Raw genomic sequence first — 12937 nt, 5'->3', positions numbered from 1 at the left:
TCTGTTTTAGGATCAGTTAATAAGGGAGAGATTAAGGCATGTCCACTAAAAGTGTGATTCGTGAAGTGAATCAGTATGTTGGCGAAACAGTAACGATTGGAAGCTGGATCAACAACAAACGCTCAAGCGGAAAAATTCAGTTTTTGCAATTACGTGACGGTACCGGATATATTCAAGGTGTTGTGGTGAAAAGCGAGGTTTCAGAAGAAGTATGGGACGCTGCTAAGAGCTTAACACAGGAAAGTTCCCTGTATGTCACAGGCATTATTCGTGAAGAACCACGAAGTGCGTCAGGTTACGAAATGACAGTAACAGGAATCGAAGTGATACATATCACTGAGAACTATCCCATTACGCCTAAAGAACATGGTGTAGATTTCTTGATGGATCATCGTCATTTATGGCTACGGTCCAACAAACAACGTGCAATTCTTGTTATCCGTGCAGAGATTATTCGTGCGGTTCGTGCGTTCTTTGACACCAATGGATTTACTTTGGTAGATCCGCCCATTCTTACTCCAACAACTGCAGAAGGAACAACGAACTTGTTCCACACGAAATATTTTGATGAGGATGCATACTTAACACAAAGTGGTCAGTTGTACATGGAAGCTGCTGCGATGGCTTTAGGTAAAGTGTATTCCTTCGGACCAACGTTCCGTGCTGAGAAATCCAAAACACGTCGTCATCTGATTGAATTCTGGATGATTGAGCCAGAGATGGCTTTTACAGATCATGAAGAAAGCTTACGTGTACAAGAGAACTTTATTAGTTATGTTGTACAATCTGTCCTTAAGAATTGTCGTACTGAGTTAGAAACGGTAGGTCGGGATATTTCCAAATTGGAACAAATTCAAGCACCTTTCCCACGTATTACTTACGATGAGGCTATTGAATTTCTACATGGCAAAGGTTTCGATATTCCTTGGGGTGATGACTTCGGTGCTCCTCATGAGACGGCTATCGCTGAGAGCTACGACAAACCCGTATTTATTACACACTATCCTGCAGGGATCAAATCATTCTACATGAAACCTGATCCAACACGTCCTGAAGTTGTTTTGTGTGCGGATATGATTGCCCCTGAAGGTTACGGGGAGATTATCGGTGGGTCTCAACGTATTGATGACCAAGCATTGTTAGAAGAGCGTTTTAAAGAACACTCTTTATCCTTAGAGACATATCAATGGTACATGGATTTACGTAAATATGGTTCCGTTCCCCATTCTGGATTCGGTCTTGGATTGGAACGTACTGTAGCCTGGATTTGCGGTCTTGATCATGTCCGTGAGACGATTGCCTTCCCACGTACGTTATATCGTCTTTATCCTTAAGTTAAGAGGTGAAGCTCATGGATATTACAGGATGGAGAACATGGGCAGAGGGAGCTTCATCGGGAATGGGATCAGGAGTAGCTATCATTCCTTACGCATTGTTCCGGTACTATCGTAGATTGAAGCTGAGTGACAATGAATGCTTATTGTTAATGCACTTGATGTCTTTTAAACAGGTGGAACATAAAGAGTTCCCTACGTTAGAAGATATGCAGGAACTCGCAGGAGGAACGACAGCATCCATATCCCTTACTCTACAGAAGCTGATGAAAGATGGATTTCTCAGTATTGACGAAGAGTTCGATGAAGATAGTGGTATTCAATATGAACGTTATAATGTATCAGGCTTATATGATAAGTTAAGCATTTGTATGGCGAATGATGCTAAGAATAAGGCTAAACAAGCTGTTATTCAACGTAACACAGCCATATCTGATGCAGGCGAACCCGAAGCTGAACGTAATATGTTTACCATCTTCGAGAAAGAATTTGGACGGCCACTATCTCCGATGGAATGTGAGACGATATCGGGATGGTTGGATCAAGACAAGTATCCAGACGAACTGATTCTCATGGCTTTGAAAGAGGCTGTGTTTGCTGGAAAGGTTCATTTCCGTTATATCGACCGCATCTTATTGGAATGGAGCCGCAATCGTGTTAAGAATGTGAATGACGCGAAAGCATATACGCAGAAATTCCGAAGTAACGGTAGAAGTTAATAACTAGATTGAAGATGGTCCCCTTGTGATAAGGGGGCCTTTTTTGTGGATTAGGAATTGATGTTACCACCTTGTATCTTATATATTCGCAGAAATGGGCGGGGTTGTCCCAAATGTCAAACATGGGTAGGGTACCTATCATTACAATTAAAAAATCTACTTTTGGGACAGCCCGTTTCAGATTCATCTAGTTCCTATGCTTTTCCATCCACTTAACAGTCCAATCAATCAAGGGTCTTTGTTTCATGAATCGAACATCAGCATTCCCTACTCTATAAACCTCGTTATTATTCTCTTTATCATATTCATGACCTAATCTAATGAAATCCTCATCATCGACGGCTTGCGTTGCATACGTTACCCATTGTCTTTTTCCATCGATCATGATCGCGCTACTTTCATCTGTAAATCGTTTAGTAGGAAAGTTTGCTCTGGTCTCAGCTAAATGAAGTGAGGTATTTTTATCATAATCGACACCGATTAATAGCACATATCCATCTAATGTATATAATTTATCTACAGGGGAGTCGATACCAAAAATATTACTGAGATCATGATCAGAGGTTATATATTGTGCATGTTTGCCTACGGCAGTGATCGATCTTGCCGGGTGACTTGATCGGGTTGATCCAGGCCACTTTCTAAACATTTCTGCGACAACGCCCATATTAATAGCTGGTGTGACATCTTTATCATATGCTGGCCAGTTTTCGCGAATGATAGGCCACCATTCTTTGGGTTCTTCCCAATGAACGCCCGTGGATGGATCGAGGTTCTTCCATGTCTGTGATGGCATCATTAGGGTTCCTTCGTCTCCCACAATTTCAAGAAGCGCTCTTATTAATGTTTCAGCACCGCCTACAACAAATCCGAGACTCTTTAAAGAAGTATGTACAATTAGGGTCTGACCTTCTGCTACACCACATTTTCTAAATTGTTTGATTAGATCTTCCTTTGTTAAGATGACCCTTGTCTCGTTTGACGTCATTTGTTTAACCTCCATTCAATTAAAATAACAAAAACAACCCTACGTAGTAACGGGGGTTGTGTCCGGTATCGCCAGAGTAACATTGCCCTTATGTTGTTTTTACAGGAATATTATAACAGGTATTATACTTGGTATATATAGCTATATGGATATCGTATGCCAACAAGTTACTCTTTATGAGTATAGGTGCAGCACGGATCCACCGTTAAATAATACGTTTACATTTGACAGTCGTGTATAATATTATTGGAAGAAATAATTGGAAGTTCAGAACGATATGAATATCTCAAACAGGATCTTTTTGAAAAATAGAAGAACAGGAGTGGGTGTATAATGACTACATATATTGCGTTCTTGCGAGGGATCAACGTAGGTGGAAAGAATATGATCAAAATGGCTTTGTTAAAACAAATGTTTGAAACGATGGGTTTTCTACATGTGCAAACCTACATTCAAAGTGGAAATGTTGTGTTTAAGTCGGACGAGTTGGAAGCTACGCTTCTTGGGCGAATCGAGAATGAAATTGAAACGGTTTTTGGATTCACAGTCCCTGTTATGTTAAGAACAGCTGCGGAGTTGGAATGGATTCTTCAGAATTGTCCGTTCTCAGAGAAGCGCATCGCAGAAGCTGAGGTGTCATCCGTAGGAGAATGTCTCTATGTGGCGATGTTGGCAGAAATACCTGTTCAAGAAGCACAGGATCGAATGAACATCTACGCAAGTCAGAATGACGAGTACAGTATTAAAGGTCGGGAAATGTACCTGTTATTTCATCATAGTGTAAGGAACTCTAAACTTGCAAACAATCTACATAAGCTGGATACACCTTCGACGGTACGTAATTGGAAAACACTCAATAAGCTGTTCGCGATAGCACAATCCATAGAGAATGATTGAAATATAAATTTACTGATTTTGGATTCTATGCTATGATAATTCAAATATTTCAAATGCGATGAAGAGAAGAGTAGATAAATAGATGATTTCACAGAGAACTCCGATAGCTGAGAAGGAGTAAATCATGATTTATCGAAACAAGTCTATGAGCATCATATCGGAACCTGATTCATAGGGGATGGTGTGACAGGAGCTCCTGTTATAGAGCTAGAGTATAAGCATCGTTGGGATGCCGTACTTGAAGAGGTTAATATGGTAACATATTAGCGAATCTGGGGTGGTACCACGCGAATTTCAAATCTCGTCCTCAAGACTAAGTCTTGAGGGTGGGATTTTTTTGATTAACTATTGGAAGTATGCCTCCATGTTATTGTTTGGGATAGGCATTTCGAATGTGGGATCGTGGATTTACTTTATTGCACTTAATTTAATGGTATTGGATATGACTCAATCACCGTTCGCTGTAACGGTACTTTATATGTTGAAACCTTTGGCTACTGTATTTACGAATCTTTGGGCGGGTAGCTTAATTGATCGATTAAATAAACGAAACCTTATGGTTTTCCTAGATATCATACGAGCTATATTTATAGCCTTGTTGCCTTTGTACACTTCTATAGGCTACATATATATACTTGTTCTATTAATAAACATGGCAGGTTCTATGTTTGGACCCACATCGATGACTTACATAACACAACTTATTCCAACAGAACAAAGACCACGGTTTAATTCACTTAATAGTTTAATAAGTTCAGGTGCCTTTTTAATTGGTCCAGCAATCGCGGGACTTCTAGTTCTAATGGGTTCACCTTTATTCGCTATTTATATTAATGCTATTGCCTTATTCGTCTCTGGAATCATTACATTACTAATGCCTAATCTAAATAAACAAACAACGAACACGAACTTTGGAACAACCACAGAGCAACATCTGTCCTTATCGGTATTAAAAAAAGACTGGATCGTCGTTTTGCAATTTTATCGGCGTAACCTATATATCATGGTAATCTGTTTCTTGTTTGGAAGTGTATTTGTCGTCATGGCATCCGCCGTGGACTCACTTGAAGCTTCATTTGCAACGATCGTTCTCCACTTGTCTGAGGGTGAATATGGGGTTCTTGTCAGCATAGCGGGGGTAGGTATTATTGTTGGTTCCTTGTTGAACACTCTGATTGTTAAAAAAGTATCATGCTCGAAGATGATTGGTATTGGCACACTAGGAGTATGTTTTGGGTATGCTATTTATGCTTTCTCCAGTTCATTTGTAAGTGCATCTGTTGGATTTTTCATCTTGGCATTCTGTCTTGCTTTTGTAAATACAGGATTTGCGACCATGTATCAAAACAATATTCCAGTGGACGTTATGGGTAGAGTAGGTAGTCTTAACGACTTTATTCAAGCTATATTCATTATGATGACAACCTTTGTACTTGGTGGTGCTACGGAATTTATATCCCTTCAAGTTGTCGTGATCATCGGGGTCTTGGTGATGGTGTTACTTGGAATGACATTATGTGCAGTTGTCTTACTTCCATCGAAGAATGATTATTATCTAGCACAGCCTCACTTACAAGAAAATATATAGTATTGAATATTGGAATGTTCGAACTTTGAATTCCTTTTAGACGTCTATTATTAGGGAGTTTGAGTCTCAGATAATAAGGGGGGATTACAATGGCGAAAATGATGAAGGTAATTTTTATGATTATTATCGTAAGTTTACAGGCAGGGTGTAGTGCGGAGTTAAAGGGGAACGAGAATCAGCATGTGGACGGAACAACGAAAACATTAGAAGTAGTTAATGAATATCATAAGAGCATTCCTTATAAAGAACTTATATACACAAAATATTCTTCGCAGTTTACTTGGGGGTGGAGTAGTGCTGAAGATTTACAAGATGAACTATTAGATCAGTATGAAACGTATAAAAATTCAGTGCCGGGTGGATTTATTGTAAAAGAAACACCAACAGAGTACTTTATTTGTGTAAGTATAGGAGAAAGAGAATCGGTAAGGCAGGGCGGATTGAAGGATATGAATTCAATCAGCTTGTTCGGTATTTAGTATCGACAGATACAACGGATAATGACTTTATTAGACTAATAGATAACATTAGTGGAAAAGCGGGTGCTTAGGCAGCTGTCTTTTTTTGTTCATCCGCTAATCTTTTTCGTACAGATCTGAACCTAACGATAAGCTATCAAAAAAATATTTATCTCCCAAGTGAGAGTTTAACAAATAAATCTCGTCTATATAGTATAGAACTCCTAGGAGGCTTGCCAGTGGAAGATCGAATACATGAGAATGATGATGAAAAACGATGGATAAGCCGTGTGTTGTCAGGACATAAAGAGGAATATGCCTTTTTGGTAGAACATTACAAAAATAAAATATATGGCCTACTCCGCGGAATGGGAGCTGACCACCAGGATGCTCAGGACCTAACTCAGGAGACCTTTATTAAGGCATATCGTAAACTGGCTTCCCATGATCCGAGTAAAAGTTTTGCGGCATGGTTGTATACTATTGCGACGAATCTACTGAAAGATTTACGGAAAAGGACTCATCACATAGGCTGGATAGTAGAACCTTTACTAGAGCCTTTATCAGCCGATGATCCTGAAGAGATTCTATTGCAGGTTGAGCACCGAATGGAGATACAGGTTCTGATGAGGCGACTGCCGACGAATTATCGAGTAGCGTTGTTACTCAGATATACGAATGATCTGAGCTATGAAGAAATGAGCGAAGTGTTGGACGTACCCCTTAGCAAAATCCAAAATGACCTTTATAGAGCGAAATTAAGTTTGAAAAAGATGCTAACTGCAGAGGAGGTGAGGACTGATGCAATGCTTAACCAGCGATGAAATGGAAGAATACATAATGAATTCACCTTTATCGAACAAACAACAAATGGACTCACATATTGCTACCTGTCTTCGATGCCTTTCTCTTTATCATAAACAGCTCAAAGAGCAAGAAGTTTGGTTTTTAGAGTTGTATGAGGAAGTCTTACCTGATTCATTTACTACCGATTTAATGGTATTAATTGAAGGAGAAGAGATAGAGTTTGAAGAAGATATTATCTCGAATGTATTAATGAGAGCAACGGACCAAAAGGGTAGACAGGATAGTATATTAGATACTTCATATTTAGAGAAGACTGATGGACCTAGCATGCCTGAAGTCGTCATAGAAACTGTATCTGATAACGAAATAGTGCCTTCAGTTAGAAAAGGCCTGTTCAAGCGAAGAGGTATTGGCTTATGGAAGCTAACGGTTGGAGTGGCCGCGCTATTGATTATCATGAGCTCCATGCTTATGTATTCCGTACCTACGCTAGCGGAGAAGCTTCGTTCCCTATTTGGGCAAGATTCTGGTGTTGACATTGGGTTATTACGAGCGCAAGAGTTTGGGTTAGTCGAATATCCGAATATTACCGTGAAAGATAAGGGTTATACTATCATAATCAATGAGGCAGTAGCAGACCCTACTCGTGTGATCATTGCACTACAATTATTCGGTCCTGATGGCAAACATGATCGAAATCGCTTAGAGTTTTCTCGTGCAAATAACATTATTATAAAAGATGAACAAGGGGAAATCGTCGGGGAAATGTATGATATGGGTGTCACTAACAATTTTTATTATATGGTTGCTTTCTTCGCGGAACCCATTCAAACCGACCGTATTAGCATTGAAGGTCGTATTTCGCAATTAGGCAGTAAAATGAGAAATATTCAATATTCCCAAGGAGAATGGAACTTTGACTTTTCCATCGATTTGAAGGAAGCGAACAAGAAAACGACCGTTACGCCATTACAGGGAAGTTATACCACACCGGATGGAATGACAGTTAGCTTGAAGAGACTGACTCGGATGGTTCAAGGTGTTCGATTAGAGCTTGATACTGAACTTAGTGAGGAGGCGTTAATTCGTTCTCAAGGAGAATTATGGAAGAAACAAGGCTTAAAGTTTCATTTTGAGGATATGAAAGGTAATGAAATTCACAGTGTCAATACGAGAGTGGGTCAATATATGGACAGCTTGATGGCGGAGTCCCATCTCCCTGGTGAGAAACCAGGATTGATGCATTGGAGCTATACGTTTAAATATTTACCGCAAGATAAGCCTTATACATTCGTATTCGACGGTTACTCCGTCGCGGAGTCTGATGATTCATCAGTTCAGTTCGAACCTTCCAAGCTTAAAGATCATCCGGTACCTTTTTATTATGATGGTGATAAGATGATGTTGGAAGATTTTACGGTGGAAGCCCCACCGAATACAAATGGAGAAGTGTCGGAGGGAGCGATACATCTAAGTGGTAAGCTGTGGAACGAATCTAGATACGATCAATGGACATTAAAAGTTCCCAATGATAGAGAGTATAATATCACTATGCGAGGCAGTTCGACAACGGAAGCATCCGGGTGGAAAGAGGGATATATTATACTTGGAGGCAGTTCGGTCGACGGACTCTTCGAGTTCCGCGCACCAGGCATGACTATGATCCCAGAGCGAATTGAACTGATTCGTACAGTCGTTGATCGACTGTATACGAACGTAGATTGGTCAGTGCCAATGAAAGAAGATAGCAACAGCGGTAAATGAATTGTATTAAATTCTTCAACTTATATTGACAGAGTTTAAATTTTGAATTATAATCTGTAAAGATTACGTAATGCTTTCACAACTTGCTTTTACAAACTCAGTATTTTTGAGAGACGAAATTTTTAAAAGGGAAACCTTTTTTTCGGTCGTCATCTGTCCATAAGGACAGGTGGCGATTTTTATTTTTTTATAGAAGGAGTGTCAATTTTGAACTTGTTTAAGTATTCTATTTTCGCGATATTGGGAGCAATATCGTATGGTACATTGTCAACGATGATTAAGTTAGGATATAAGGAAGGTTTTTCTTCAGGAGAATTAGTTGGCAGTCAATACACCCTTGGCTGGATCATGATTGCTGCTCTTTATTTGTTCTCATTTAACTACAAGATTTCATGGAAAAACGCTGGGCAGCTAGTGATTACGGGTGCAATGACCGCATTAGTGGGCATAACCTATTCAGTCTCTGTATCTGAATTGCCTGCTTCTATAGCGGTTGTGTTCTTTTTCCAATTTACTTGGATCGGTGTTGTTATTGAAAGTTTAATGACTAGAACATGGCCAAGTAAAAGTAAGTTAGTAGCTATCCTATTATTGCTCATAGGTTCATTGTGTGCAGGAGCTATCTTTGAGCAACCATTAGCATCACTAAGTATCAAAGGCGTTTTATTTGGATTACTTGCTGCCTTTTTCTATGCGTTATATATGGTACTTTCATCTAAAGTTGCTACCAAAGAGGCGGCTCCCAAAAGGTTATTCTTTATTGGGACTGGAGCGCTTCTAACCGTATCATTTACAACAAATCCTATACACATCGTTACCCAACTTACCGAGACGAATCTATGGAGATATGGACTGCTACTTGGGGTGTTAGGTGTGGTTTTACCGTTCTTATTATTCGCCATAAGTATGCCAAAATTAGGAGCAGGGTTAGGAACAATTTTGTGTGCGGCTGAATTACCATCAGCTATGATCGTTTCTGTCATCTTTTTAGGCGAATTGGTTACACCAATACAATGGACTGGTATGATCTTGATTGTACTAGGAATCATTTCTCCAGAAATAATGAGAAGAATATCGTTCAAACATCAAATAGAAGATACGTTGGCGCCTCCTAATAGACAGGCCTCATAATAGACGCCATGGATAAGTAAGTGATAACGTCAAAGATTACAAATTATGATATGATAGTCTTGGGTATGATTTTCTGAGATCAATTGGGGGAATTAGAGCCATTTACTATAAAAAAGCTAAACAAATTAACCTTCGGGGGGAAAACGAATGAGTACTCACATTGCAGCAAAACCTGGCGAGATTGCCGAAACAATACTTTTACCAGGAGATCCGCTTCGCGCGAAATTTATTGCTGAAACATACTTACAGGATGTCATCTGTTATAACGAAGTAAGAGGCATGCTTGGATTCACGGGTACTTATAAGGGGCAACGTATTTCCGTTCAAGGAACGGGTATGGGGATTCCTTCAACTAGCATTTATGTAAATGAATTAATCTCTGAATATGGCGTTAAGAACTTAATGCGTGTAGGAACTTGTGGAAGTATGCAGAAGGATGTTCATGTCCGGGATGTTATTCTTGCGCAGGCTGCATGTACGGATTCTAGTGTGAATCATCACAATTTTGGTGGATATAATTTCTCACCTATTGCGAACTTTAACTTACTAAAAACGGCTTATGATCTAGGAGTAACAAAGGGACTTAACCTACATGTTGGTAATGTGTTTAGTTCTGATATTTTCTACCGTGATGATAAATCGGTTGTTGAGAAATTTATGCAATACGGTGTTATGGCTGTGGAAATGGAAACAACGGCTATATACACATTAGCAGCGAAGTTTGGTGTGAATGCCCTAACGATTCTCACAGTAAGTGATCACTTATTGACTGGGGAAGAGACTACTTCTGAAGAACGTCAATCTACCTTTAATGATATGATGGAAGTGGCATTGGAAACAGCAATCACATTGTAATAATGTGTGCAGTGCGCACCATGGATTAACATGATAGATATAGAGACTGGACGAGGAAATTCTTGTTCAGTCTTTTTTTTTGGAATATTTTTTTTGAAAAGAAATGCAGGGGTAATGATAAAATGAACGTCTAAGAGTAGGGGAAGGAGAGGAGAACTATTGACGAGGACAAAATCATAGAAGATATTCTTCAAGGGGACTCGACTGCATTTCGTTTCATTGTAGATCAATATAGTAAACATATATTCCATACGACATACTCGGTATTGCGCGATGTGAAAGATGCAGAAGATGTTGCCCAAGAGACCTTTATCCAAATCTATAAGTCTCTTTCTCAATATCGATCCCAAGGATTTAAATCCTGGATTACTCGAATAGCAACGAATAAGGCGATTGATTTGAAACGAAAGAAAACTCGGCGAGGTGAGGATACGATATATCCCCTGTTCGATATGGAGCTAGTACCTTCGGACGAAGAGGATCCCTTATCCCACACAATTCGTAAGGAAAAGAAAGAACTTTTCAAGAGAAAGCTACAAACGATTCCGGATAATCATAAGGTAGTACTTACGGCATTTTATTTAGATGAGAAGAACTACGAACAAATCGCTCATGAGCTAGATGTGAAACCGAAAACGGTAGAATCTAAATTGTATCGGGCAAGAGAGTGGATTCGGAAGAAATGGAAGGAGGAAGATTGGAAATGAATGATTTGGATTTGAGTGAGGACGACAAACGAAGACTAGCCCAACACTATATTGACGGTATATGTACGCTAGAACAAGAACAGTCTTGGGAATCTCTACTACTTGAAGATACTGAAGCAATGGATATACATATTCAACTCCTATCTTCCACGGAACTGCGTATGCCGGATATAGCGAATGCAATGCAATTTACCGATGAGGTCATGAATAGAATTCCTGAACATCTCTATGAGAAAGAAGACAGCTATCAACAGCGACGACGCTGGTTCGAACATCCCATTTTTCATTATACCGTGGCTGCTTGTATAACTTTACTGTTCTTGACAACCGGGTTATTCGATAAGCTCGTGGCTGGAGATTTAAATCATGTTATTGCTACCGAACAGACAACGTCTTACAGTGATCAGATGATGGATATTACAGTGTCTTGGCTTGACCAATTGAAACGATAATGGATGGAGAGGATGGATCTAAAATGCAGAATGAACGAAATGGATTTTTTGCTTTTATTTTAAATGTATTCCCTGGGTTAGGGCACTATTTCTTAGGACGAAAGGGAAGAGGGTTTCTTTATCCTATATTGTTTTTCGGAAGTATAGGTGTGAGCGCTCTGCTGGCATTAGCAAGTAGTGAGGAATTCTTTATAGGTGTTGGAGTCGTTAGCGGGTTGTTCTTCTGGTGTTTAAGCATGCTTGATTTAATCATATACATTTTAAAAGCACCATCTCCAACTCCGACTCATTTGCGCAATGAACTTGGTCATGCCGTGGATGAACACGGACAGTTAGTGAGTGAACCACGTACTCAGAATGAGCACAGCGAGCGATTTTATACGATCCTGCTATCATTTGTCCCAGGGCTTGGTCATCTTCAACTGGGGTTGATGCAACGCGGATTATCTTTCTTGGTCGCTTTCTTTGGACTAGCAACGATTATGGTGTTTGTTACGGGAATTACAAATCAATCCGTATTCTTGTTATTTCTGGGTGTGCTCCCAATTATCTGGCTATATTGTATGTTCGATGTCGTACAACAACTCAATCGGAAGCAAGCAGGTGAGCTGTTAGTGGACCGTACATTATTTGAGGAATTTGAAGAAGGTCGTGAAGAAGGGAAACGCAGTAAAATATTAGTGACGTTATTGTCTGCCTTCCCAGGTGCGGGGCATATGTATCTTGGGCTTCAAAAAAGAGGGTTACAACTGATGGTATTGTTTCTGGGTTCCATCTATATTCTTGATATTCTCAGACTGTCACTATTCTTGTTCCTCATACCTGTGATTTGGTTCTATAGTTTCTTTGATGGCTTACAACAGGCCTCTCGCTATGGTAAAGAACCATTAGTGGATCGTCCATTAGTCGAAGGAATAGATAATCACCGAGGGTTAGTAGGGATAGCATTGCTTTTCATAGGGTTGTATTATCTAAGCACACAATTCATTATTCCTGAATTGGATACAAGGTTTCCTGAATTTCAGCTTGACTATCGATTCCGTACCTATATTCAAACCATCATTGTCTCATTATTATTTATCGGTGGTGGACTGAAGATAGTACTAGGAAATAAGAACATGAACAAGAAAGCAGAAAAAATTCGACCTCGTCGTTAATGGTTAGGATACAAAGGCATGGACGTAACCATTGCTACTAGGGGGCTAAGGCGGGATTCCCATTCACACCATTGAAATCG

The 12937-nt window shown here is 39.7% G+C and carries 13 protein-coding genes and 1 other annotated feature; of the genes, 12 read left to right on the top strand and 1 reads right to left on the bottom strand.

The annotated features are described in order from the left end of the window. Positions 1-38 precede the first annotated feature (38 nt). Together asnS and AC1D7X_RS00350 are read left to right on the top strand one after the other, a co-directional pair. The gene (gene asnS, locus AC1D7X_RS00355; protein ID WP_495474438.1) at positions 39-1334 is read left to right on the top strand and encodes an asparagine--tRNA ligase; all 1296 of its coding nucleotides are present in this window, start codon (positions 39-41) and stop codon (positions 1332-1334) included. A 17-nt stretch (positions 1335-1351) separates the two neighbouring features. Then, complete coding sequence (locus AC1D7X_RS00350) at positions 1352-2053, top strand: DnaD domain-containing protein (protein WP_495474437.1); 702 nt, start codon at positions 1352-1354, stop codon at positions 2051-2053. Between the two features lie 187 nt (positions 2054-2240). On the opposite strand, the gene AC1D7X_RS00345 is transcribed toward AC1D7X_RS00350, so the two are convergent. Continuing rightward, on the bottom strand, positions 2241-3041 hold the full coding sequence (locus AC1D7X_RS00345) for an AAC(3) family N-acetyltransferase (protein WP_495454591.1): 801 nt from the start codon (positions 3039-3041) through the stop codon (positions 2241-2243). Positions 3042-3374: 333 nt separating this feature from the next. On the opposite strand from AC1D7X_RS00345, the gene AC1D7X_RS00340 reads away from it, so the two are divergent. The 10 genes from AC1D7X_RS00340 (at position 3375) to AC1D7X_RS00295 (ending at position 12857) form a co-directional block, all read left to right on the top strand. Then, positions 3375-3938: a DUF1697 domain-containing protein gene (locus tag AC1D7X_RS00340; protein ID WP_495454592.1), complete on the top strand. Its 564-nt coding sequence runs from the start codon at positions 3375-3377 to the stop codon at positions 3936-3938. Positions 3939-3987: 49 nt separating this feature from the next. Beyond that, positions 3988-4250, top strand: a binding site (T-box leader). Between the two features lie 52 nt (positions 4251-4302). Then, positions 4303-5526 carry an MFS transporter gene (locus AC1D7X_RS00335; RefSeq protein WP_495474619.1) on the top strand — a complete coding sequence of 408 codons (1224 nt, stop codon included), beginning with the start codon at positions 4303-4305 and terminating at the stop codon, positions 5524-5526. An 89-nt stretch (positions 5527-5615) separates the two neighbouring features. Further along, entirely contained in the window at positions 5616-6005 is a 390-nt protein-coding gene (locus AC1D7X_RS00330; RefSeq protein ID WP_495474436.1) for a hypothetical protein, read from the top strand. A 218-nt stretch (positions 6006-6223) separates the two neighbouring features. Then, positions 6224-6808, top strand: a complete 585-nt coding sequence (locus tag AC1D7X_RS00325; RefSeq protein ID WP_495474435.1) for an RNA polymerase sigma factor — start codon at positions 6224-6226, stop codon at positions 6806-6808. Beyond that, positions 6786-8555, top strand: a complete 1770-nt coding sequence (locus tag AC1D7X_RS00320) for a DUF4179 domain-containing protein (protein WP_495474434.1) — start codon at positions 6786-6788, stop codon at positions 8553-8555. Before AC1D7X_RS00325 ends, AC1D7X_RS00320 begins: the two co-directional genes overlap by 23 nt. A 207-nt stretch (positions 8556-8762) precedes the next feature. Further along, positions 8763-9686, top strand: coding sequence for an EamA family transporter (locus AC1D7X_RS00315; RefSeq protein WP_495474433.1), 924 nt, complete (start codon positions 8763-8765; stop codon positions 9684-9686). A gap of 147 nt (positions 9687-9833) precedes the next feature. Further along, entirely contained in the window at positions 9834-10541 is a 708-nt protein-coding gene (gene deoD, locus AC1D7X_RS00310) for a purine-nucleoside phosphorylase (protein ID WP_495454597.1), read from the top strand. 158 nt (positions 10542-10699) lie between these two features. Then, complete coding sequence (locus AC1D7X_RS00305) at positions 10700-11248, top strand: RNA polymerase sigma factor (protein WP_495474618.1); 549 nt, start codon at positions 10700-10702, stop codon at positions 11246-11248. After that, positions 11245-11700 (top strand): hypothetical protein, encoded by a 456-nt coding sequence (locus AC1D7X_RS00300; protein WP_495474432.1) that lies wholly within the window; start codon positions 11245-11247, stop codon positions 11698-11700. Before AC1D7X_RS00305 ends, AC1D7X_RS00300 begins: the two co-directional genes overlap by 4 nt. Before the next feature lie 23 nt (positions 11701-11723). After that, the gene (locus AC1D7X_RS00295; RefSeq protein WP_495454599.1) at positions 11724-12857 is read left to right on the top strand and encodes a hypothetical protein; all 1134 of its coding nucleotides are present in this window, start codon (positions 11724-11726) and stop codon (positions 12855-12857) included. Positions 12858-12937 lie beyond the last annotated feature (80 nt).

Source organism: Paenibacillus sp. Y568 (assembly GCF_059445545.1).
The sequence above is the reverse complement of the archived record's forward strand: the minus strand, read 5'-3'. Positions and strand labels throughout refer to the sequence as shown.